Here is a 22,960-nt window from a genome sequence, read left to right as displayed (position 1 = left end):
GCATGCTGTCTAAATAATAATATTTCCTTAAGTGAAATTCTATAATTTGAGTAGAACCAGCTTTTTTGGAGTAGCTAATGTCTTTAGCTGAGAATATTAAAAAATACATCGATAGCAAAGATGATGTTGCAGCGTATAACAGAATTAAGAAAGGATTTTTTTCCGATGTTCTTGAGCAACTTGAGAACGGCAAATTGTCCGCAGAATCCCTGAGTAGAAAAATTTCTGAATTGTCTAAAGAGGAACGGGATGCGCTTTTTTATAAACGTTCACGTGGGAAGCCTTCCATTTCCAGTAAAGCCGCTCAGATAATATCGGATATTTATGTCTATTATCTTGGTATTCCAATTCGCGACCTCTCCCTCGCAGTGCTTGTCGCAGAGGGTCTTACTGATACTAACTTTAATCGGATTTGCCAGCATCCTTATGATGCATGGCTAAAATCACCATTTCGACTTTCCCGCCAGGTTTGGTTACAGCGCCAGCTTTTAAGCGATTTGAAGCTTAGAGTTCCTGAGTTGGTCAATACAGAAATACTGGAAACTGGATTAAAAAATGGATTGGATGATGGCACTGTCCGCTTAGGCGATAGTTTCCTGACTGTGATGAAGCGTGCTCCCCGATTTCTGACTGTTTTAATCAATAAGCTATATAAACAATATCAAGGCGAAGAAAGAGAGCTGGAGTTCACTGAATCCTTAACAAGAGAAATACTCCCTTTGCTTGATGAGCGAGACGAAGAGCATGCAGAGCGTAATCAGCAATTACTTATTTCGCTGGTTCAGACCGATGTTCCTATCCTGACTGCTTTGACTAAAGCTAGGCCAAGATTCTTCCTCTCATTGAACCAGTCTGCGCAAAAAGATGTACTCAATGCGCTAAGTTTTGAAGAAACGACAGCCTTAGAAGCCAGTTTGACTGATTATTTGAAAAAGGTTGATCCGGTAATAGCTGCTCATGGGCTAGACGAAATTTCAAGCTTTTTGTCTGGAGAAAAAGGCTCGCAGGAACAAAGCGGCTCGGACTCTGTTCTTATCAGTTTGCGCGATCATATTAAAATCCGTCAGGGGGAGAAAGCGGCTTCATTTGTCCACTCCGCTCAGGCAAGAAAGGCCTTGTTAGCCATTCGAACCTATTTGCAACTAAACCCGGACGATTATAAAAGCCATGTTTTTTCCGAACTGGCCTCCCGAATCAGGAATGAAAAGGAAATCAGCGTGGAAATGCTTCAGGACATCCTGGCATCAGCTGATTTACCCAGGTTATTTGCCAAATGGTCAGGTCCCACCCGCTCACGGGCAGCGGGCTTAATGAGCCAATTATTTAGCATCGCTAGCCTGGGAGAAAGCCTTTCTCCTGCTGAGCAACAACGGATGGTTACCGAGGGTGAATTGCCATTAGTTTTAGATAAAGAGGACAAACTGAACACGGTAATCAACAATCATATTGAACAATCTCTGATGGATCCACTTAAAGCCCGCAGCTCTTTGCTAGGCCGCACTGTTGAAAGTGAATTGAGTGTTTACAAAACAATGGCTAATCTCGGCCAATATAATCTTGGGAAAAACAGCCAGCGCGCCGAGGTCATTTATCAGCAATTTTTAATCAAGAAAGGAATAGCAATTGCTGAGAGACAGGATCATCCTGTTTTTGATACACAAGGGCATGTGCTGCTGGAAGTCCGTCTCACTCAGGAAGATATGGATGAAATCATCGGCCAAATCACCGAAGGCAATGATACCAATGGCAGCCTCGAAAAACTGGCCGCAGCGATGGGGGTTGAACGCATTACAGAAACCACTTTCTGTAATCTCGATGTCAGCTTTCATCCACGTCTGCGCAGACAGTTTCTAGCCTATGTTGAGGCATCCGCAGGTCAAGCCGTGAATCCCTCCGTGATTATCCATGAATCCTATAAATCTTTGCTTGAGGAAAAAAGCATCACTTCACATCTTGAAGAGTTATTTGAGAAGGGAGAGCAGGGAAGCATTATTCCGCTTCAGGAAGAAATGACCATGCATGCTTCTCTTGCTTTAAGGGCTATTGAGCGTCTGCTTATTCAGAAAAATTTATTAAACGCCAATGAGTCTCTATTCTCAACTGAAGAAAAGCAGCAATTGTTTGAACAAATCAATAAAACGGTTATGCTTCGCTATCATGCAGCTCTAAGGGATAGTATTGCCAGAAAGGGCGCACTGGTGGTGGCTGATCTGAATAAAGAGCTGGATGGCACAAGAAAGAAATTGTCCTCTGAAGTGCGAGAGTTATTGCGTGACGCTATGCGGGAGAAGTTAAGTCATGCCGATAATTTGGACGACTATCAGACGGCCATAAAAGAGTTAAAGAAAGACCATTTTACCAGTACCACCGGTTCGGCTTTGGACTATTTACATACAGATGCCAGCAATCAACTGGTGATGCGGGTTAGCGCAACAGAAGAGACAGCGCACAATAAACAGAAAGGAGCTAACCGTCAGGCATTCCGAGCGATTGCACGCAACCGCTATAATCCACAGGAAGATACTGTTGCAGCTTTCAAACATCAGGCTGTAGACGCACGCGTGCCCTCGATAGCAGTGCTGGGTGAGACCGATGCAATTCGTGATGTGGCTGATAAGCTGGCTGTTGATGTAGCTCGATTACAAAATAAAAACCCTGGCTACCGCAGGCCCGTTGTTTATAATTTGTTGACTTCTTTGTACAGACGCATTAGTGATAACGGCCCGGGAGCCAATCAGCAGCGGGAAAGTGCCAGATTAATTCTGCAGGGAGCGCATTTATATAATAAGGAACAATTAAATGCATCCAGGCTCGACTCGCTCGTCTATGTGCAGAATATTCCGGTTAATCAGCATACCCTTCAACTCGATCCCGCTGCGTTCGATGATGTGACCAGAGAGGCCACATTAATGACTCAAATGGCGATGGTGTCAAGTTTGATCCATTACCGTACCCATTTGCCGCCCTCACTCAGTGAAAGTTTGGCAAGGGCTCATGAACGCTTACAAAGCAATTATTTCAATTATCTAAATACAGAGATGGCAGGGTGCCCGTTTTATAAGGATTCTTTGTCTGGGAAAGAGAGTCTTGGTTATTTTGAAATGATGCGAGGGGAATGGAAAAATGCAGTAATCCAGCCCTCCGGTAATGATCTCCACGCCCTGGTAGCGCAGGTTCTCCTTAAAGCGCTGGCTAATGGCGATTATCGTAATGAGCAGTTCGGCATGCTGATGCAATCACTGTCTATTTTTATCGAGCCGACTTCAATGGCGGGATGTAAAAGTGCGAATGAACGATATCAGGCGGTAGCCGGGCGTGTGGCATTATTATGGAGTATGGCAGAGCCTGCTGAGTATTCCAGTAAACCAAAGAAAGAATTGCTTGCCAGCCTGGAAGCTTATGTGAATGAAGCGGTTCCGATGAAAGAAATACAGAAAAAACTGGATGTCGCCTACAACTGCTCAATACTCTATGGCGGCGCCTGTTATCATAGCCATGCTGATCAGGGGGGGCCTTCCAAATTGGAAAAAACGGATAACCCGGATGGAAAGCTGGGCTTTTTTGATTTCAATACCAATATCGCTGAAAGCGGCTATGTTGATCGCCTGGTGCAAAAAAATGCCTCGTCAATGCAGGCACACAAACTGGCAAAAGTTATGGTGGAAGAGTTTAGCAATGATTTTGCCAGTTACACTGCAGCCAGAGATCAGGAGCTTCATCTACTATAATAAGCGACTCAACAGCGTAGGTCGGGCGCTTCGCCCGACACTTCCTTGATTCGGGCAAAGACTCAACCTGTGAGAGGAGTATCCGAAACGCTGCTTCTATCGGTTAAAACGTTTTTCTTTGGGTAACTTATCAGGCTTTGTTCCCTGCAAATTGGAAGGCGGTTCCTTATTGACCGCTTTGTCCTTTCTCTCTACTGCCTGCGGCTGTGGGCTTGATGTGTGTCGAATCATAAAACCTCCCTAAAAATATTGCACCGTTGTTGTAGTAACGTCCACGGGCTCCTCGTCCACAAATGCGGAGGTATAGCAAGGCGGTGTGGCAAGGACCTGACGGTATTCAATGACTTCTCGATTCGTGTTGCAGCAGGCTGCCAGAAAAAAAATTGCAGGAAGCAGGACTATCCATCGCATGATTGACCTCTTGTCTTTATTATTGATTTAATTGTAGTTTACTTGTTTAATCTTTGCCAATTACTGATAAGTTACTGCACATAAATGTATCAGCACAAAAGCATGGAAAGCATTGGTTTGTACTAAAATAATAATATTTATACACAAAATGTAACAAATTATGCCTATTGATGATTTTCCTTTTTCTGAAACTCCCAATGCCGCGCTTATCCGGTTAACCAATAAATTTGGCTACAAGAGCGAGGAAGAGTTTGGAAAAGAAGACATCAGCTTTGACGAAAAAATAAGAAGACTAAGAGCGGGATTAGTATATGAAGAAATGTGTCATTTAAAGCAGCAAATAGAGGCTCAGGGCATTGAAGTATTTGCAGTTGATGAAGACACTTATATTGAGAATAATAAAACCTATTATTATCCTTATCAGGTCTTCCTGACCGATACAGGTCATTATTATACCAGCAAGGAAGAACTATTTTTTATCCCGGGTTATTTCAGAAAAGATGCAAGGCAGGGTGAGGAAAAGACGCCTATAAAACAAGCCAGGAAGCTGGGTGCCAGGATTCAACCGCTTTCGCAGTCAGATGAGCAGGGGATTTATTTCGAGGGAGGGGATTTTCTTAAAGCGCCCGATCGTGCTTTGTATTTTTTAGGCTATGGCCAAAGGACTGAAAAGAAAGCCTATGCCGTAATAAGCCAGATAATAGATGAACAGGTCATTCCCATCCAATTATTACGCAAAGAATTTTTTCATTTGGACTGCTGCCTGACCCCTTTGCCCAATGATGTGCTATTGCTTTACGAAGGTGAATACATCAGAGACCGCCAAGCGCGTTTACTGAGAAATAAACAAGGTTTGCCTTTACTGATAAAACACACACAAACAATCAGTGATTACCATCGTGCTTATCTGCGTAAGCTCTACCATCCTGAGAAAATTATTCTGTTAAGCACTCCTGAGGCGATTGCCTATGGAGCCAATGGGCTTATTCTTAAAAGTAATGCTGACTTTCGTTTTAAAATGTTCGTGAATGGCAGCTCTGGTGCAACAGAAAGAGAGAGTGAGTTTGCTGTTTATGATCACTTTTTTTCACTCAGTGAAAAGACCAGAGATGCTATTTTAAGTTTGACTGAAAACAGCATGGATATTATTGAAGTCCCGTACAGCAGTTTGCATTATGCCTTTGGATCGGTACACTGCACGATTGAAGAATTCTATCAGGCTAAATCCTGAAAAGGGGTCTTTGACTTCATCAGGAATGATAGTCTTTAGGTGTTTTGCCATTTAGAAAATAAAGAAATGCCAATAGCTGGGCGACAGCGACATAGAGCTTCGGCGGTATTTCACTATCCAGTTGCACCTGTGCAAGCAAGGCGGTTAATTCCTTATTTTCCTGGAGAGGAATGCCATGCTGTTTTGCCACTTGAATAATGCGTTCGGCAATTTCCCCCTCGCCCTTGGCGGTTACACGTGGTGCTTTTTTTCCGTCATAATGCAGAGCAACTGCTTGTCGGTTCTTTTTAATCATACTTTAATATCCAATAATTTGAGATTGGCTGTATCCAGCTGATTGTCTTCAAGCCCCTGGCGCAAATGCCAACTGCGTAAATTCAATCCTGCTTCTTTCAATAATTCACTGAAGTCCTCTGCATTTTCCTGCAATATCTCAAGTGTAGAGGCGATTTCACTGTTTAACTGGACATCCAAAGCATCTCCTTGCAGAGTTAATTTAGCTTGTATTGCACCTAAATGCTCCAAATTGACTGCAAAGCGAATAGACCAGTTGCTTTCCTGGGCATTCTGTTCAGGTTCTTCTTTAATTAAAAGCGGGATAATATCGGCTTGCTCACTAGTATTGACGGGCAGATCAACCATTACACTGTAAGGAAAGGGGTTTGTGTGGAGTAAGTGAGTGAGTTGGCCCGCCGTAATGCGTGCCAGCACATGTTCCAGGTGATCGCGCACCAGCGGAAGCAATTCATCAATGGCTAAATCGGCAATCGGAGAAGGCCTGGCATAGGGTTGTGGTAAAACGCCGGGCAGAGGCAGATTTTCTTTTTGAACGGAGCGATCACTTGCCACTGTGATAACGCTGCCGCTATTCGGAAAATCTTTCTGAATGGCTGCCAGCAATTGCAGGCATTGGCCTTTAAAATCACTCCCCAGTTGGGATTGTTTATTAAAATTAAGCAGTGACGCTTCCAGAAAATAACCGCTGTGAACCAAGGCCTGTTGAAATTTCTGCGGCAGTTCGTTTAAGGGAACGATACTTTGCAGCAACTGCTGCACTTGCGATCTCAGCGATTCAGGGAGATTTTCCTGATTCTGCAAAAGACTTAGTAAAGGCATTAACTGGGTAGCAGGCAGCTGTCGCGGCAAATAATGCAATAAGGCCTGATTTAAAGTGTTTAAGGGAACAGGGTCTTTAATGACCTGCAAAACAGTGGATTCACCTGTTTTAGCGACTTTAATCTCCAGTAACTCGCCCGGTGTAAAATGGTGAGAGGTTTTGGCATTGATATTCTGACCATTAATATTGATGCTGACTTCATTCGCATTTTGAAAGTTGACGACTGCTCTTAAGAGCTGCCCGATATAAAGCTCCTGACTTCTGCCAGGACGAGGTTCGCTGGAAACAGGATTTAAACGCAGGTTTTGGGCAATAACCAATTCCGTGGCCATCTTGTTCTTTCCTTAGGGCCGCAGGCACTCACACTCTACACCTACGGCGATTCTTGTAAAGTATACACTTTTTTATAACGCAAGATCTGGCTATTAACGCTTTTTTCACGTAGCTTATACGCAGATTTTCATGAGCATCGCCTGATGGTTCATGAAAGGATTGGAACTAATTGACAGGGTGTGATGATGCTGGATAGAGCAAGTGTAGTGGATGAGCAGTTCCTGAAAAAAATAAAAGCTGCCGATTTTCCGGCTGCTTTAAGTAATACGCAACCTGGGCAGGCAGGACTTGATAAGAAGCTCGCCATTGAGTTATTTGATTCTCAGATTAAATCGCGTCTTCTTGATTTAATCGCCCGTCAACTGAAAGAAAAAGGCTTGTCTTTTTATACGATTGGCAGCAGCGGCCATGAAGGCAATGCCGTTTTCGGACAAGTCTTTCGCCCTGCTGATATGGCATTTCTTCATTACAGAAGCGGAGGATTTTATCTTCAGCGTGCTAAGCAGGTCGCAGGCTGTGATGGGGTTCGCGATATCCTGCTCTCTCTGGTAGCTGCTGCAGAAGAGCCGATTGCCGGAGGCCGGCATAAGGTGTTTGGCAGCGTGCCTTTATCCATTCCCCCGCAAACCTCAACCATTGCTTCTCATTTACCCAAAGCCTTGGGAGCGGCAATTTCCATCACTCGTGCCAGAGAGTTGGGTATCAAATCAAAGCTTCCTGCTGACTCCATTGTCCTTTGCTCATTCGGAGACGCGTCTACCAATCACGCCTCTTCACAAACCACCTTAAATGCCTGTTCCTGGATTGCCAGCCAGGGTTATCCGCTGCCCTTAGTCTTCATTTGTGAAGATAATGGAATTGGTATTTCCGTGCCCACGCCTAATCATTGGATTGAATCCTCCATAAAGAACCGTCCTGCAATTCATTATCTGAGTTGCGATGGACTGAACATAGCGGATACCTTTCTGAAAGCGCAGGAGGCGCAGCAAATAGCAAGGCAGAAAAAGCAGCCGGTTTTTCTACATATGAAATGTGTACGCCTTTTAGGCCATGCAGGTTCTGATATTGAATCGCAATACCACAGCCAGGCGGAGATTGAACGAATAGAAGCCAATGATCCCTTGCTTCATACGGCAAGAATATTACATGAACAGGACTGGATGAGTTTAGAGTCGATGGCTGAGTTATATCTGGATAACAAGTCGCTGATTGAGGCGAAGGCAATGGAGGCTGTACGTTTGCCGCGCATGAGCAGCGCCGCTGAAGTCATGTCCTCGATTATTCCTAAACCCACATCAGCCACTCTTTATCCCGTACCAGACGAAGCTGCACGTATCAAAGCTTTTGGCAGTGCTTATAACCAGCTAAGCCTAAAACGCAATCTTTGCCAGAATATTAATTTCGCTTTAACCGACCTCATGGCTCAATACCCTAATATGCTGATTTTTGGCGAGGACGTGGGTAAAAAGGGCGGTGTATACCGGGTCACTGCTGATTTGCAGACAAGATTTGGTCAGCGGCGCGTGTTTGACTCCATTCTGGATGAAACAACAATTCTTGGAACAGCGATTGGCCTGTCACATAATGGCTTTATTCCTGTTCCGGAAATCCAGTTTTTAGCCTATTTGCATAACGCCGAGGATCAGTTGCGCGGAGAAGCATCGACTTTGTCGTTCTTTTCTAATGGTCAATATTGTAATCCGATGGTCATACGTATTGCCGGTTTAGCTTATCAGAAAGGTTTTGGCGGTCATTTTCATAATGACAATTCGATTGCTGTGCTTCGGGATTTACCAGGAGTCATTGTTGCCTGTCCTTCAAATGGACCCGATGCCGCTAAAATGCTAAGAACTTGCATAAAACTGGCCCATGAAGAAGGCCGGGTGGTGGTGTTCCTTGAGCCTATCGCTCTGTATATGACTAAAGATCTGCATGAAAATGGGGATAATGGCTGGCTGTTTGAGTATCCGCCTGCCCATGAAACCATTGCGGCCGGAGAGGTTGGCGTCTTCGGTGAGGGAGATACAGTGATTCTTAGCTATGCCAATGGCTACTACTTATCACGGCAAGCCGCAAAAATTTTACGCGATCAATACCAGATCAAAGTGAAGATCGTCGATTTACGCTGGTTAAGCCCTCTGCCTGCACAAGCCATTTTACGCGAAGTAGCAAAGGCAAAGCGTGTTCTGATAGTCGATGAGGGACGGCGCAGTGCTTCCATTAGCGAAGGATTAACCACATTGCTTGCGGAAGAAGCCTCATCTCGTTTGAAAATAAAACGCATTACGGGTGAAGATTGCTTCATCCCGTTAGGAACTGCATGGCAATACCTATTGCCCAGCAAAGAATCAATTGTTGAAGCAGTTCTTGATTTGAATTCAGTGAAAAGGGAGAAAGAAAGTGGACGACTTGCTGTTTCTTGAAGAACAATTACAAGATGATGAACGAATGATTCGGGACAGTGTCGCCCGTTTTGTAAACCATGATGTAATACCCTTAATGGCCGAAGCCTTTGAGCACGGCGAATTTCCTCGTCAACTCATTAAGCAATCAGCGGAATTGGGCTTACTCGGTTTAACCTTGCCTGCAGAATACGGCGGGGCAGAGGCCTCCTATGTTTCCTATGGTTTGGTATGTCAGGAGCTTGAAAAAGGGGATAGCGGTTTACGAAGCTTTGTTTCTGTCCAAAGTTCTTTATGTATGTATCCTATTTTTCGCTATGGTTCAGAAGAACAAAGGCTGCGTTATCTACCGGGTATGGCCAGAGGGGAAATCATTGGCTGCTTTGGACTGACTGAGCCAGACTCAGGATCTGATCCTGCCAGTATGCGTACCTATGCTAAAAAAGTAGAGGGCGGCTGGCGTTTGAATGGTTCTAAAATGTGGATTACCAATGCGCCTATTGCCGACATTGCTATTGTCTGGGCTAAAACCGAAGAAGGGATCCGCGGTTTTATCGTTGATTCAAAATCCAAGGGCTTTTCAGCACCGGAAGTGAAACATAAAATGTCGTTGCGCGCTTCTTTGACAGGCGAGCTGGTATTTGAAGACGTTTTTGTACCGGATGAAAATTATCTGCCGGGCAGCAATAAAGGTCTGGGCGCTCCATTAAGCTGTTTAAGCCAGGCGCGATACGGAATCGCCTGGGGAGCAATGGGGGCTGCTATGGCCTGCTTCGATGCGACCAGGGATTATCTGCTTGAACGTAAACAATTTGCCAAACCATTGGCTTCATTTCAATTGGTACAAAAAGACCTGGCAGATATGTATACCGAGATCATTAAAGCCCAATGTCTAAATTTGCAAATTGGCCGCTTGAAAGATCAATATCGCGAAACACCGGTGATGATTTCTCTCGCCAAAGGCAATGCTTGCCGGGAAGCGATAAAAATCGCCCGTTCCTGTCGTAATCTTTTAGGTGCTAATGGTATCAGCCTTGAATATCCCGTGATTCGTCACATGCTCAATCTGGAGTCCGTTTTTACCTACGAGGGAACAGATAACGTGCATACTCTGGTTCTTGGGCGCCATATTACTGGCATTAATGCCTTTGGCTGATACCGCTCCCTGCTGCGGCTTTGTCCCGGAGAGATGGTTCACAAAATTGAACCATCCTATAAGAGGCTACGTACCCATAAGAGCCTACGAACCCCGTAAGATCCTACGAACCTCGTAAGATCCTACGAACCCCGTAAGAGCCTACGAACCCCGTAAGATCCTACGAACCCCGTAAGATCCTACGAACCCCGTAAGATCCTACGAACCCCGTAAGATCCTACGAACCTCGTAAGATCCTACGAACCTCGTAAGATCCTACGAACCTCGTAAGATCCTACGAACCTCGTAAGATCCTACGAACCTCGTAAGATCCTACGAACCCCGTAAGATCCTACGAACCTCGTAAGATCCTACGAACCTCGTAAGATCCTACGAACCCCGTAAGATCCTACGAACCTCGTAAGATCCTACGAACCTCGTAAGATCCTACCTACCCCGTAACATCCTACGTACCCCGCTTTATGCCTGAGGGATCCCCTCATAATTCTCTCCCTGCAACGAGTATCTCTATTTGCAGGGCCTCGACGGCTTTATCATAATCAATTCTATATTTAAATTTCCTTTGTATGATTCGACAGCCGAGATAGAACAAAGAAAGCACTCGTTTTTTTTGGGATGTGTTGGCTTGAAAAGAGAGATGCCATCGCTTGTTTTCAGCAACGAAGCCGGTTAAATAAGCAATTAAAGTAGCCAACATAGCAATCATTAGTAACACTTGAATTCGCTCTATTGATTTTGAGTAAGCATGTTCAAAGCTAAAGCCATATTGAGATGACTTTAAATCTCGAAAATTCTGCTCTATTTGCATGCGTTTGAAATAGATTGAAAAAGGGTTAAACGATGTTTCTGTATTGTTTAATGAACTTGCTAAAAGCCAAGGTTCATTGGCTGATTTTGAATACACCTTGTCTTTCTTGCTTTGCGCTTTCTTTTTGTACTTATTAAAACGTGTACGTTTTTTTCCGGATAGCTTTATTAAATAAAGAAATGTTTCTATTGGGTCTGTTTTAGAGACAATGCCCCACCCCAGAGATTGCCCTTGTTCGGTCGCCTTTTCCTTTGAATCACAATAATATTCCCAGTAAGTATGGGTATCCAATCGATAACATATATTACCCCGAATACGGCCAACATAGTCCCAACCTTGTTTTAACACCAACCGAAACCATGAATTATAAAAACCAGCATCCGTAACTAATATCGGGAGACTTGTCTCAGGCAGAACTTGCTTTAAATTCTGTAAAAATAAGTGATGCGCTTTGTCACTATTTTCATATTGGCGAGGAAATACCTCTTCATAGACTGATAACGCACGGCCTTTAGCGACTAATGAGGCTCTAAGCAAATAATGCGTTGTATTAGGAACATGGCTCCAATCTACCAGGATAATAGGACGACTATTTGTTCCAATTAACCTATGGGCTGTTTTTTGGTATATCGAGAATCGCTCTCCATGCAGGTTTTTATTCCCTAAAAAACGATCACAGCGTTTAATATTATTCTTTTCTTGAGCCTTATTTTTTAATGCTCGCCCCAACTGAGTTAACGACAGCTTTTTTTCCCTGAGTAAGGCATTGATAAATAAATTAAGCGTATTAAATCGTTTTCCATGGATAGTACTTGATAGCAAATTGTGTAAAAATCGCTTTATGTGCATGAGATATCCTAATCAAAATTGTTCGCAAAACTATTTGATCATATATCTTCATGCACTGCCACTTTTTAATATCCTTATTTATGAGGGGAGCCCTCAGGCTTTATGCGGGGTATCCATAAAAAGGAAGTGAGTTTTAAAATGCTTTTGCCAATCAAACGCATTGCCTGTATACCGCGCATAAAGCCTGAGGGCTCCCCTTCTTTTTTATATAGTCAGCGGATGACTTAACAATTGCTCAAACAGGTCTATTATCGTGTCGTTCCCGCGTGGAGTTGTTGCGCAAATGAAAACAGGTGAGCATAAGTTCGTCTTTGCGAGCGTAGCGAAGCAATCCAGCCCATAACTCTGGTCAAAGATTGATCTGGATTGCTTCGCTAACGCTCGCAAAGACAGTTTGTTGTACACTTATCTTTATCCACGCAACAATGCCACGCGGAAACGACACTATTAAAGTCATTTTGACCTGATAAGCTACGTTTTTTTGAACGAAAAAATGAGGGGATTCCTCCGGCATAAAGCGCGGTACGTAGGGGTTTAACATTAATTATAAATCAATGTGTTCTGTTCAAATTTTGTGACCATCTCTCAGGCTTTGTCCGCGACATCCATAATAGTCTCCTGTCTCTTTATATAAAATTCCGAGTAAATTGTATTCCTGTAGACCAAATCAGCTATTATATTGTATAATTAAATAAGTAATTGTACAGGCGAAGACCCATGGGCATTCTAAAAACGCGTCCTATTCTTACTAGAGAATATACCAGCAAGTCAAAAGACGATAAGGATGATGATAAGTCTCTTGCCAAGAAAAAGGCAAAAGATATAAAACTGGGTGAAAAGCCTGATACTTGCCTGAATCCTCTGCAACTTTTAACTCCTGAGTCCGTAAAAGAATCCCTGAAAATTGGTACTAATGAACTCATGCAACAGTCCTGTGTGGGCGATGGCATGGTCAATATGTTGGGCAACGGGGTTCCTGGTTATTACACCACCGGCGTCGATGCCGGTATTGATGAAACCGCAGAGCAATTTGAAGAAACCAATAATCTGAATAACAACATGTAATCATATGGACAAATAATGGACTATCCTTTAGCTAGGGATAATAAAAGGTTCAACAATGATTAATAAATTAACAAGCTTCTTATTAATCAGTACATTTTTTCCGACAAGCGTTTTCGCGCATCCATTGGAAGCTACGGCAAAACCGCCGTTTAGCCCTTATGCCGATATGACTATCAATACCTATTGGGATCCGTCCTATCAATCGATAGAGCCGATGGATTTAAGCAAGATTGCAAAAGAGCAGAATTTAGAATCATTTCGCCTGGCATTCATCACCGATTCAGGACACTGCCAGCCAGCCTGGGGCGGCCATGCCGCTTATCTGGTTTCCGATAAGTGGGGTCAGCATCTAACTGACAAATTAATGAAGAACAATGTTGAGGTTACTGTTTCATTTGGCGGCGCCTCCGGCACTGATTTATCCATGAACTGTAATGTTGAGCAGCTGAAATTAATTTTAAGTAAAGTCAGGGAGATTTATAATGCAAAAGCCCTCGATTTTGATGTGGAAAACAATACAGCGGATGTGCCTACCCTGATTCAGGCTCTACAGATTTTTCAGCAGCAAAATCCTGAGATTACCATCAGTTTTACACTGCCCATCTTGCCAGAAGGGCTAACTAGTCAGGGAAAAGAACTGATTGAAATGGCAAAAGCAACCGATCTGGTGTTTAACGTCAATATCATGGCAATGGATTATGGCCCAGCCTACACCGGCGATATGGGCGATTATGCAATTGAATCCGCAAATTCTCTCCGAGATGAATTGCGAATACTCTACCCCAAAAAGACCGAATCCGAGCTCTGGTCCATGATTGAAATAACCCCCATGATTGGCGTGAACGACATCAACTCAGAACAATTCACCCTCGAAAATGCCAAAAAACTCCGCGAATTTGCAATAAGCAAAAACATCGGAAGCTTATCCATGTGGTCCATAGCCAGAGACCGCCCCTGCCCGGACAAATGGGCCAGCCCCATCTGCAGCGGAAACAACCTGCAAAAACAAGCCTACGAATTTACCCAGCAACTCCAAAAGTGATCTTGTCATTTCCAAGAGATCAGAGTATTATTCGCTATCTCGGGGCGTAGCGCAGCCTGGTAGCGTACTAGCATGGGGTGCTAGTGGTCGAAGGTTCAAATCCTTCCGTCCCGACCATCAAATCCCTTTTGAAATCAGTAGGTTGCATAATCAGTATCAAACCCCATTCAAATCAAAAATTTTGCTAGGTGTACTTCTGGGTGTACTTAGGTACTTTCGAAAAATTAGAATTAATAAAACACGGATCGTTTATGTTAGAAATGCTTCAACAAATTTTCGTCGCATTAGTTAGTGTCGTATTTGCAAAGTGGCTAGACAAAATATGGACTGGAGAAAAATCTAGTGAACATCTACTAAAAATTAGTTCAGAAATTAATATTCTTAATACAAAAAAACAATCACTTGGGGAACAGATTAACGAGAGAGTATTTTTGTCCAACTGGACATATTATTTTGTCACTATGATCTGGCTTTATTGTATTTTAGCTTTAGGCTGCATGTCTATTTTTTACTATTCAAAGTATATCCACCATCCTATTCAAGATAATTTTATATCTCAGTTAGCTTATGAATATATTCGAGACGGAGTAACTCCAATTTCAGTTATGTTTACCTTTTTTCTCTATCCAATCGTTAATTTTGTTTCGTCAAGAATATTTGAATTGGTGATTCAGAGTCTAAAAATTTTGAGTTTTAGTTTTTCCAGATCAGAAGTTCAACAAATTCGGATGGGGACGACTATGCTCATATCACTAACGTTGTCAGTATCGTTAGTATATTATATTTACTGAAAAAAAGACTAGGTTTGCTTTTCAATCTTAAATTACTCTACTATGACAGCATATTTGTAATTCACTGGAACCATATGAAAACTGTCTGTGTTTATTTGGGTGCTCAATTTGGTAATGATAATAAATATAGTGATGAGGCTATTTTATTAGGTAAAAAAATAGCTGCTGTGATCTCCTCCCTAAAAATAGATCCACGTTAAAGTAGAGACTCTGGCAGAATATCAAAGAAGCAAAAGGTAGGGTATTAGCCATGAAGAAAAGCAAATTTACAGAAGAACAAATCATGTTTGGGTTAAAGCAGGCGGAGTTGGGTACACGTGTGTCCGAAGTTTGCCGGAAGATGGGGATAAGTGAGGCAACGTTCTATATCTGGAAGAAGAAGTATGGAGGACTTGGTACCTCGGAGCTAAGAAAGCTACGTCAGCTGGAAGATGAAAACAGACGTCTGAAACAGATGGTCGCCGATCTAAGTCTGGATAAACAGATGCTTCAGGATGTACTGTCAAAAAAGCTTTAAAGCCACGGAAGAAACGTGAACTGGCAATAATCCTCCAGGACAGTTATCAGATAAGTATCCGCAAGAGCTGTGAGGTATTGATGATAAGCCGGAGTGTGTACCATTATCGTTCTCGCCGTGGCACAGATGCTGTTGTAAGGCACAGGATTCGGGAGATTGCTGAAACACGAGTCAGATACGGATATCAGCGTATACATGTTTTGCTGCAGCGAGAAGGGTGGATTATCAATCATAAAAAAGTTCACCGTATCTATTGCGAAGAGGGTCTTAACCTTCGCAGGAAACGTCCACGACGTAATGTAGCAGGCGCTCACAGGGAAGACCGGTCGCTTGCCTCTGCTTTAGATGAGTGCTGGAGTATGGATTTTGTTTCCGACAGCCTGTTTAATGGAAGGAGAATTCGTGCTTTAACCATAGTGGATAATTTTAGTCGGGAATGCCTTGCCATTCACGTGGGGCAGGCTATCCGGGGCGAGGATGTTGCCTGTGTTCTTGAGGGGCTCAGGGTAATGGAAAACAGCGGCCAAAAAGCATAAGGATTGATAATGGACCGGAATTTATTTCTAAAATACTGGACAAATGGGCCTATCAGAAAAAGTTACCCTTGACTTCTCAAGACCAGGGAAGCCAACAGATAATGCATTCATTGAATCATTTAATGGTAGTTTTCGTGATGAATGTTTGAACAGTCACTGGTTTCTTTCTCTTGAAGATGCTAAAACAAAACTGAAGAGTGGCGACAGGATTATAATGATTTCAGACCCCATTCTTCCCTGAACAATTTAACACCGAATCAGTTCAGGCAGAAAGTTAATAAGTGTCAGGATTTTCTAGTTTAGAATGGCCCAGTTTTTGGGGGAGGATCAGCTGAGGGTTTGACTCTAGTTTATGGTGGTTCAAGTTTAGGGATGATGGGCCTTCTTGCTAATACAGTGAAAGAATGTGGTGGAAAGGTAGTGGGGATAATTACTCATCATCTTATTGAACAAGAAAAGCCGTTAAAATGCTTAGATGAATTATATATTGTAGATTCTATGCAGGAACGTAAGTCAATGATGCAACAAATATCTGATATGTTTATTGTGATGCCAGGCGGGCTAGGAACTTTAGAAGAGGCAATTGAGACATGGAACGCAATAAAAATTGGCGAATTAACAAAACCCATTGGTTTTTTAAATATTAATTGAATTAGTTTTGACTTAATCTGACACAATCACTTGAAAAGGTGAGAGTTTCCGGTTTTGATAGAAGTGCGAACTTTAAATCAAACCAAGAGGAAAACTCTCATAATAGATAATAGCGTTAAAATAATTAAACATAAAGTTGGATTGCTTAATTTAGCCGAAGAATTAGACAATGTATCTAAAGCCTGTAAAGTAATGGGCTTGTCGCGAGATACTTTTTATCGTTACAAATCAGCAGTAGAGTCAGGTGGAGTAGACGCATTATTCGATCAAACCCGCAGGAAACCCAACCACAAGAATCGAATTGATGAGTCGATTGAGCTGGCCGTAAAGGAATATGCTATAGAATATCCAGCTCATGGGCAGCAGCGCACCAGTAATGAGCTACGAAAGAAGGGAATTTTTGTTTCTGGCAGCGGCGTACGAAGTGTATGGCTAAGACATAATTTGGAGAATTTCAAAGAACGATTAAGAGCGCTGGAGGCCAAGGTGGCATCAGAGGGTATCATCCTAACTGAATCTCAGGTTATTGCTTTGGAGCGAAAGAAATTGGACGATGAGGCCTGCGGTGAAATTGAAACAGCTCACCCTGGTTACTTGGGTTCTCAAGACACATTGTATGTGGGTACTCTCAAAGGTGTAGGCCAGATTTATCAACAAACATTCGTTGATACCTACAGCAAAGTCGCATTTGCCAACTTGTATACAACTAAAACCCCAATTACCTCAGCGGATATTCTTAATGACAAAATTCTACCTTTCTTTGAGCACCATCAACTGCCGATGTTGCGCATTTTAACCGACAGAGGTACTGAGTATTGCGGGAAGGTCGAGCAACATGATTACCAGCTGTATTTAGCGATTAACAACATCGAGCATACAAAAACCAAGGCGCAATCACCACAAACCAATGGGATCTGCGAGCGCTTCCATAAAACGATTTTACAGGAGTTTTACCAGGTGACATTCCGTAAGAAACTTTACGATAATCTTGATGAACTTCAGAAAGATCTGGACGAATGGCTTTATTACTACAATAATGAGCGAACCCATCAGGGCAAAATGTGTTGTGGACGAACCCCAATACAAACTTTGGTGGATAGCAAACCAATCTGGATGGAAAAATTTATAAACTGAATTTGACCTGACAGACACTTCTGAAAAACCGGCAACTGTCAGATCAAGTTTGAACTACTACATTTTAGATAAAATGGTGATATACGTAGGCCACTGATTACTCCCTATCATTCTAGCAACTTTTAATCTATTTATCATATCGTTAAGCTGTTCATTATGGTTTTGATGGAAATCAAAATCTAAAAGATATTTATGTGGCATATTAATTTGCCAATACCCCATGCCTTGATCTAGGATAATTTTACTTTTAAGACCAGAGGCCCAAGTTATAGATATTTCTCTACTATGCTGTAGTTCTCTATTCGCTGACTTTATTATTATTTCAGGGATTAATTTAAAGTTATTACTTAACCATATCTTTATCATTTCAGATAATTCATTGTTGGCTTTCCAATCATGATGAATCTTATTGGGTTGTAATAAGTTATTTGATTCTACAGTAAGAATTTTTAAGCGACTCAATTTATCATTTTTAAATATTTGTAAGAATGAACTTAATAAAATAATGGACCAAGGGGACTTTAAATATCGATCTGAATATGTGATGTTAATAGCGTTATCATCCTGAATTAATTGAAAAAACTCTGGTGCCATTTCAGAGAATAACTTTTCTATGCGATTTTTTAAATTTTTAACAGGTCCGTCTAACTCTGTTGAAACTTTAAGAACTCTCGCGCCAGGATCAACTATGTTCCAATTAGCAGTATCAATCTGTTTTGTAAGTATTATTGGAATTAGCTTAGAAGTAACCCAAATAGAAGATTGATTGGCATCGAGCCAATTTTCTCCAGGTTGGCTGGGTAAATCACTGGTACAGAATAAACTGTAAGTGGAAGAAGAATTACTTATTTGAGCAATAAGTGGTACTTTATACTTGTCCCATTGAGAATTAATTTCAAATACTTTAATTCCTATTTTAACAAGAGTAGCTAAACATTCTTTTATGTCTTGAGATAAATAACTTACATCATAAATGCCTATGTGAATATTAATTTTATCTATCAATTGCCAATTGAGAATTTTTTCACGAAATGATGGGTTTATAAGATCCCAATCTTTTGGACTGCCACGAAGCGCTATTTGAATTACTGTGGATTCATTATGTGTATCAATTTTATTGATTATTGAGCGTAAGAAACGTTGAGCACCTATGGAGCAATATGTAGCACCTTCAATAGTTGACAGAGACAAAGGAAGATGGAGGTGAGTAATCAATTGATTATCTTCAAGCCAGCTTTTCGCTACCTTTCTGTTAAGTTCCTCTATCTCGACACGACTATCTTGATTTGCTAAACAAAAAGAACAAATATTATCACAGTCAGCCGTACAAGTTAATTTTTCACTGGCATTTTTAAGTAAACTGACAATATCATCTATTCCAGAAAGAACAAATCCTGCTCCTCCACTGACATTATCAAAAATTTGACATACGGAGCGGCCTTGGCCTGTTTCCAAGTCTTTATCTAATCTATATCCAAACCCCATTTCAACAGCAGAGATTCCAAGTTGTTCCGCAATCGAATTTCTTAAAGCTAATGCAAGTGTTGAAGCAATAATGCGCTCTTTCTTTGAATCACCTAGCCATAGACCAGTGGTTGGACTTTTCGAACAAGAAAAGCCTTTAAAAATATTAGACGAATTACATGTTGTAGACTCCATGCAGCAACGTAAGGCTATGATGCAAAAAATATCTGATATGTTTGTTGTGATGCCTGGCGGCCTTGGAACGTTAGAAGAAGCAATTGAGACATGGAATGCAATAAAAATTGGAGAATTAACAAAACCCATTGGTATTTTAAATATTAATGGATATTTTGATGGACTATTTTCATTCGTGAATTCATGTGAGCAAGCTGGTTTCCTAACTGCACGGGCAAGCAATATCCCTATTTCAAGTTCTAATATTCGATTGCTTTGGAATGAAATGCTTGAGCAATACAAAGCAGGCCATTCTGTTTCTAATAGCGTGGTGTAAGATAATTAGCCTAAATAAGCGTTAGTGATATTCAAATGAGAATATCCTAGTTCACGGCTTATAATTCCCCGAGCTTGCCGTTACCACTTTTATTACCCCCTTGAACCATTGTCCGGCTGTCTCTTTCGTAATCGGAATAAGCGATTTCCAGCTTATATTCTTTACGAATTGCGTGGCAGGGCTAAGAGATGATTTTTTGCGGGACAAAGCATTTCACGAGACGTTGCTGTTGCCATATTTTGGCAGTATGAGTCAATACGTTCGGTTAATAGCGCTTTCGCTGTGCTTATTTTGTCTGTTTTGTGTATAATGTACTCTTTTTGTGTGATTGTTTTGAATGATGGGGGGGATATATATGCCAGTTGAACAAATTAGAGTTTCTCAGAAATGGCTGAATAAACATGCAATTTTAATGAGTTTTTGTTCTTACGAAGCAAAAGACGCCTATCCGCATGCGCTGGCTTATGGCGTACAACAAGGAGAAATTGGGTTTAGAGCACCGAAGCAGTTGCCTTTTGAAGTTAGGAATCTGGATTCTCTTGCAGAAGGGCAATATTTTATGCCTTTGAAAAAAAAACAGTTGTATTATCCCCTATTCCAGGAAATTCCCGTTGACGACACGGATGATGTAGTCGATGTTTACCGTTATACGGATGAAAATGACTCCTCCAATTCCCTCTTGTTTTTAACGAAAGAAGGGCCTGGACTGTTTGCCAGAAAATATTCAACAGATAGCTGGTCCTGCTCCCTTTTTTCCTGTTATAAAAATAAGGAAACGTCATCAATACAAAGGTTTAAGCAAACTGATCGTTTTAAAAAACCGGTGTTTCATTTGTTGGTTACAGAGGAAGTGCTGCCAATATTCGATAAGGAAGCAAAGCACAGTTCCCTTAAATATGAGATCCTTAGTGTTTACGGGGAGATGCCAGACCGTAAAATTGATGCGAAGTTTTTCGAGACAGGCATGGACTGGTATGTCATTTGTTTCTATAAACAACTTACCCTATCAGAGCTGGCCGTCTGTTTTCCTGAAACAGTAGAGCGAAGTATCGCCTTACATAAACGCAGCGCCTCACCAGAATCCACGAAAATAGTTTGGTTTCTCGAGCCTAAATATAGAGAAACTTTCATGAAGGAAAGCAGAAATTCTGATTTTAAGGAGGGCACTGATTTTAAAATAGACGAAGGGCTAGTTGGTGATGACACTCTTCTGCTTAAAATTACCTTCCTTCAGGCCACTTCAAAAAAGTTTGTACAGAGATATTATCCTGAAACGTGTAAAAAGCTGCTGAGAACGGTTGTAGATTCACACAGGTACGATAGGGCTAAAAATCCGGATGATGTGGGCCACATGATTTCCGGACTACCTAATTTAGTGGGATAGCTCATTTATAAGCAGGTCTGTACTTAAACCGCAATAAAAGGGTTTCCATACATTGGGAGGCCCTCTATTGTTAAGATTAATTATGCGGTTAATGCTGTGGCTAATAGACGTCTTATTGGAAAAAACAATTTTTATCAACAGACGGTTGTAAGATCAGAAACTGGGCACTAGACTTAACCCAAGAACGGGCGCCAGGATGCGTTCGGAATTTAGTCAAGGAGGAAGTCATGAGCATTTTTGGTAGCATTGTTTCCGCAATTTTTGGTACTGCAAAAGCAGCTACAGCAGCGGTCACCGCCGGCAACACGACGGCAGCCCCCTCCACCCCAAAGCCGATGACAGGAGCTGAAGTCGAAGCGATGATCCAAAAGATCGCCGATACTACTGGTCGTAAGGACTACAATTGGAAACAATCCATTGTCGACTTGATGAAGCTACTGAACCTCGATTCAAGCCTTAGCAGCCGCAAGCAGCTTGCCCAGGAACTTGGCTATACTGGAGCCCTCGACGGTTCGGCTGAGATGAATGTCTGGCTCCACAAGCAGGTTATGATTAAGCTTGCCGAAAGTGGCGGCGTCGTACCTGACAGCCTTAAATAATACGGAAAAGAACCGATGCAGCCGCACAAAACTCCCTTCGAAGACTTTCCAATAAAAACCTACTCACAAAAATAGTTTTGGTATATAACAGTTCGAAGATGAAGCTTTTAAGGATTGGGTGAAACATATGCGGACTAGCTCACATGAAGCTAAGACTTCAAAAATACAGCTTATGCCGCCCTAAATATCAAGGAATGAATTCTTCGGTTATGTCGCGTACACATTATTCAGCATAATGTCATCCAGCTTTCGCATAATGCCGGTATTCATTGTTTCTGCAAAAGAGATCCCTTTGCAATTATCAATAATTTGACTGGCAGTCGATGCCCCTATGATTGCGGAAGATACGCTTTTATTTCTAAGGCACCATGCTAATGCAAGCTCCGCTAAACTGATGTTTAATTCCTGTTGTACATAGTCTGTCAATTGGTTCACAAGGAAGATGCGCTCGTCCTCATTGTGTCCCATTACTTCCCGTCGTGAGGCTTCATTCTCTTTAGCCGCAAGTCTTGAGTCGGGGGGGACGCCATTATTATATCGGCCAGCAAGTAATCCTGAACGCAAAGGCGACCAGACGGTAATTCCTAAACCATGACTCTCATATAAAGGCGTTAGTTCATTCTCAACCCGCTCGCGAGCAAATAAGTTATATTGGCTTTGCTCTGAGATAGGGGGAATAAGAAAGGAATTATTCTCTGTAAGCTGGTACACTTCCAATAATTGAGCCGCGGTCCATTCAGAGGTTCCCCAATACAATATCTTGCCTTGATGGATTAAGCTGCTCATTGCCTGCACGGTTTCTAAAAGAGGGGTATTCGGATCGGGACGGTGGCAAAAATACAGATCCAGATACTCGAGATTGAGGCGCTTTAAAGAGGCATGACAGGCCTCGATGATATGTTTACGGCTTAAGCCATAGGTATTGGGCCTTGGATTAGCTCCTAATCCAAAAAATACTTTACTGGAAATGACATACGCTTCACGGGGCCAGTTAAAATAGTTTAATAATTCCCCCAAAACACGCTCTGACTGCCCATTATTATAGACATCTGCCGTATCAAAAAAATTGATGCCTTGCTCAAACGCGCAATCTAATACCGCTTTGGAGGCATTTAAATCAAGCCGTTCACCAATCGTAGTCCATGTGCCTAAACCCAGTACACTGACCTGAAGTCCTGATTTACCTAATTGCCTGTATTCCACAATGAATATCCTTACAAATTATTGATTA

The 22,960-nt window shown here is 42.1% G+C and carries 18 protein-coding genes, 1 tRNA gene and 2 pseudogenes; 14 read left to right on the top strand and 7 right to left on the bottom strand.

The features are described from left to right. Window positions 1-77 precede the first annotated feature (77 nt). Window positions 78-3,728, top strand: a complete 3,651-nt coding sequence (locus tag DYH61_RS12850; protein ID WP_058506260.1) for a hypothetical protein — start codon at window positions 78-80, stop codon at window positions 3,726-3,728. Between the two features lie 96 nt (window positions 3,729-3,824). Here DYH61_RS12850 and DYH61_RS15920 read toward each other — a convergent pair whose 3' ends face one another. Further along, window positions 3,825-3,959 (bottom strand): hypothetical protein, encoded by a 135-nt coding sequence (locus DYH61_RS15920; RefSeq protein WP_256595714.1) that lies wholly within the window; start codon window positions 3,957-3,959, stop codon window positions 3,825-3,827. Between the two features lie 9 nt (window positions 3,960-3,968). Continuing rightward, a complete protein-coding gene (locus tag DYH61_RS15710; RefSeq protein ID WP_157072281.1) occupies window positions 3,969-4,139 on the bottom strand; it encodes a hypothetical protein in 171 nt (56 codons plus the stop codon). A 160-nt stretch (window positions 4,140-4,299) separates the two neighbouring features. Here DYH61_RS15710 and DYH61_RS12845 point away from each other — a divergent pair, with 160 nt between their 5' ends. Beyond that, complete coding sequence (locus DYH61_RS12845; RefSeq protein WP_058506259.1) at window positions 4,300-5,370, top strand: arginine deiminase family protein; 1,071 nt, start codon at window positions 4,300-4,302, stop codon at window positions 5,368-5,370. Window positions 5,371-5,389: 19 nt separating this feature from the next. Here DYH61_RS12845 and DYH61_RS12840 read toward each other — a convergent pair whose 3' ends face one another. Both DYH61_RS12840 and fliK read right to left on the bottom strand, forming a co-directional pair. Next, complete coding sequence (locus DYH61_RS12840; RefSeq protein WP_058506258.1) at window positions 5,390-5,665, bottom strand: EscU/YscU/HrcU family type III secretion system export apparatus switch protein; 276 nt, start codon at window positions 5,663-5,665, stop codon at window positions 5,390-5,392. After that, window positions 5,662-6,819, bottom strand: coding sequence for a flagellar hook-length control protein FliK (gene fliK, locus DYH61_RS12835; RefSeq protein ID WP_058506257.1), 1,158 nt, complete (start codon window positions 6,817-6,819; stop codon window positions 5,662-5,664). The genes DYH61_RS12840 and fliK overlap by 4 nt, the downstream gene beginning before the upstream one ends. 186 nt (window positions 6,820-7,005) lie before the next feature. On the opposite strand from fliK, the gene DYH61_RS12830 reads away from it, so the two are divergent. Together DYH61_RS12830 and DYH61_RS12825 are read left to right on the top strand one after the other, a co-directional pair. Further along, window positions 7,006-9,243, top strand: coding sequence for a thiamine pyrophosphate-dependent enzyme (locus DYH61_RS12830; protein ID WP_058506300.1), 2,238 nt, complete (start codon window positions 7,006-7,008; stop codon window positions 9,241-9,243). Further along, window positions 9,221-10,378, top strand: coding sequence for an acyl-CoA dehydrogenase family protein (locus DYH61_RS12825; RefSeq protein WP_058506256.1), 1,158 nt, complete (start codon window positions 9,221-9,223; stop codon window positions 10,376-10,378). Before DYH61_RS12830 ends, DYH61_RS12825 begins: the two co-directional genes overlap by 23 nt. Window positions 10,379-10,856: 478 nt before the next feature. On the opposite strand, the gene DYH61_RS12820 is transcribed toward DYH61_RS12825, so the two are convergent. Continuing rightward, complete coding sequence (locus tag DYH61_RS12820; protein ID WP_115343300.1) at window positions 10,857-12,035, bottom strand: IS4 family transposase; 1,179 nt, start codon at window positions 12,033-12,035, stop codon at window positions 10,857-10,859. Window positions 12,036-12,752: 717 nt separating this feature from the next. Between DYH61_RS12820 and DYH61_RS12810 the strand changes: the two genes are divergently transcribed. The 7 genes and pseudogenes from DYH61_RS12810 (at window position 12,753) to DYH61_RS12780 (ending at window position 17,868) form a co-directional block, all read left to right on the top strand. After that, on the top strand, window positions 12,753-13,100 hold the full coding sequence (locus DYH61_RS12810; RefSeq protein ID WP_058507895.1) for a hypothetical protein: 348 nt from the start codon (window positions 12,753-12,755) through the stop codon (window positions 13,098-13,100). Window positions 13,101-13,155: 55 nt separating this feature from the next. Then, entirely contained in the window at window positions 13,156-14,142 is a 987-nt protein-coding gene (locus DYH61_RS12805; RefSeq protein ID WP_058507894.1) for a chitinase, read from the top strand. 40 nt (window positions 14,143-14,182) lie between these two features. After that, window positions 14,183-14,259, top strand: a tRNA-Pro gene (locus DYH61_RS12800). A 748-nt stretch (window positions 14,260-15,007) separates the two neighbouring features. Further along, window positions 15,008-15,133, top strand: coding sequence for a hypothetical protein (locus tag DYH61_RS15915; protein ID WP_256595713.1), 126 nt, complete (start codon window positions 15,008-15,010; stop codon window positions 15,131-15,133). Between the two features lie 50 nt (window positions 15,134-15,183). Further along, window positions 15,184-16,289, top strand: a pseudogene (locus DYH61_RS12790) (IS3 family transposase). 36 nt (window positions 16,290-16,325) lie between these two features. Beyond that, the gene (locus tag DYH61_RS12785; RefSeq protein WP_234999737.1) at window positions 16,326-16,637 is read left to right on the top strand and encodes an LOG family protein; all 312 of its coding nucleotides are present in this window, start codon (window positions 16,326-16,328) and stop codon (window positions 16,635-16,637) included. 102 nt (window positions 16,638-16,739) lie between these two features. After that, window positions 16,740-17,868, top strand: a pseudogene (locus DYH61_RS12780) (IS481 family transposase). Here the strand turns inward: DYH61_RS12780 and DYH61_RS12775 are convergent. Further along, window positions 17,829-19,430, bottom strand: coding sequence for a DUF1998 domain-containing protein (locus tag DYH61_RS12775; RefSeq protein ID WP_162263996.1), 1,602 nt, complete (start codon window positions 19,428-19,430; stop codon window positions 17,829-17,831). The pseudogene DYH61_RS12780 and the gene DYH61_RS12775 overlap by 40 nt on opposite strands. Between DYH61_RS12775 and DYH61_RS12770 the strand changes: the two genes are divergently transcribed. The 3 genes from DYH61_RS12770 to DYH61_RS12760 all read left to right on the top strand — a co-directional run bounded on the left by DYH61_RS12770 (window position 19,429) and on the right by DYH61_RS12760 (window position 21,729). Further along, window positions 19,429-19,746: an LOG family protein gene (locus DYH61_RS12770; protein ID WP_234999739.1), complete on the top strand. Its 318-nt coding sequence runs from the start codon at window positions 19,429-19,431 to the stop codon at window positions 19,744-19,746. The two genes, DYH61_RS12775 and DYH61_RS12770, sit on opposite strands and share 2 nt — an antisense overlap. A 355-nt stretch (window positions 19,747-20,101) precedes the next feature. Beyond that, complete coding sequence (locus tag DYH61_RS12765; protein ID WP_058507889.1) at window positions 20,102-21,130, top strand: hypothetical protein; 1,029 nt, start codon at window positions 20,102-20,104, stop codon at window positions 21,128-21,130. A 227-nt stretch (window positions 21,131-21,357) separates the two neighbouring features. Further along, entirely contained in the window at window positions 21,358-21,729 is a 372-nt protein-coding gene (locus DYH61_RS12760) for a DUF3597 domain-containing protein (protein ID WP_058507888.1), read from the top strand. 207 nt (window positions 21,730-21,936) lie between these two features. Here the strand turns inward: DYH61_RS12760 and DYH61_RS12755 are convergent, their stop codons facing one another. After that, on the bottom strand, window positions 21,937-22,932 hold the full coding sequence (locus DYH61_RS12755) for an aldo/keto reductase (RefSeq protein WP_058507887.1): 996 nt from the start codon (window positions 22,930-22,932) through the stop codon (window positions 21,937-21,939). Window positions 22,933-22,960 lie beyond the last annotated feature (28 nt).

This window comes from Legionella quinlivanii (genome assembly GCF_900461555.1).
GTDB classification, from domain to species: domain Bacteria; phylum Pseudomonadota; class Gammaproteobacteria; order Legionellales; family Legionellaceae; genus Legionella_C; species Legionella_C quinlivanii.
Note: the sequence above shows the minus strand (reverse complement) of the source record. Positions and strands in the feature narration are given on the sequence as shown.

Bases quoted from the DNA above. Each gene is read 5' to 3' on its own strand.
- DYH61_RS12765 (WP_058507889.1), top strand. From the start codon at position 20,102: ATGCCAGTTGAACAAATTAGAGTTTCTCAGAAATGGCTGAATAAACAT.
- DYH61_RS15915 (WP_256595713.1), top strand. From the start codon at position 15,008: ATGAAAACTGTCTGTGTTTATTTGGGTGCTCAATTTGGTAATGATAAT.
- DYH61_RS15920 (WP_256595714.1), bottom strand. From the start codon at position 3,959: ATGATTCGACACACATCAAGCCCACAGCCGCAGGCAGTAGAGAGAAAG.
- DYH61_RS15710 (WP_157072281.1), bottom strand. From the start codon at position 4,139: ATGCGATGGATAGTCCTGCTTCCTGCAATTTTTTTTCTGGCAGCCTGC.
- DYH61_RS12850 (WP_058506260.1), top strand. From the start codon at position 78: ATGTCTTTAGCTGAGAATATTAAAAAATACATCGATAGCAAAGATGAT.
- DYH61_RS12830 (WP_058506300.1), top strand. From the start codon at position 7,006: ATGCTGGATAGAGCAAGTGTAGTGGATGAGCAGTTCCTGAAAAAAATA.
- DYH61_RS12770 (WP_234999739.1), top strand. From the start codon at position 19,429: ATGCAGCAACGTAAGGCTATGATGCAAAAAATATCTGATATGTTTGTT.
- DYH61_RS12760 (WP_058507888.1), top strand. From the start codon at position 21,358: ATGAGCATTTTTGGTAGCATTGTTTCCGCAATTTTTGGTACTGCAAAA.
- DYH61_RS12845 (WP_058506259.1), top strand. From the start codon at position 4,300: ATGCCTATTGATGATTTTCCTTTTTCTGAAACTCCCAATGCCGCGCTT.
- fliK (WP_058506257.1), bottom strand. From the start codon at position 6,819: ATGGCCACGGAATTGGTTATTGCCCAAAACCTGCGTTTAAATCCTGTT.
- DYH61_RS12775 (WP_162263996.1), bottom strand. From the start codon at position 19,430: ATGGAGTCTACAACATGTAATTCGTCTAATATTTTTAAAGGCTTTTCT.
- DYH61_RS12820 (WP_115343300.1), bottom strand. From the start codon at position 12,035: ATGCACATAAAGCGATTTTTACACAATTTGCTATCAAGTACTATCCAT.
- DYH61_RS12840 (WP_058506258.1), bottom strand. From the start codon at position 5,665: ATGATTAAAAAGAACCGACAAGCAGTTGCTCTGCATTATGACGGAAAA.
- DYH61_RS12810 (WP_058507895.1), top strand. From the start codon at position 12,753: ATGGGCATTCTAAAAACGCGTCCTATTCTTACTAGAGAATATACCAGC.
- DYH61_RS12805 (WP_058507894.1), top strand. From the start codon at position 13,156: ATGATTAATAAATTAACAAGCTTCTTATTAATCAGTACATTTTTTCCG.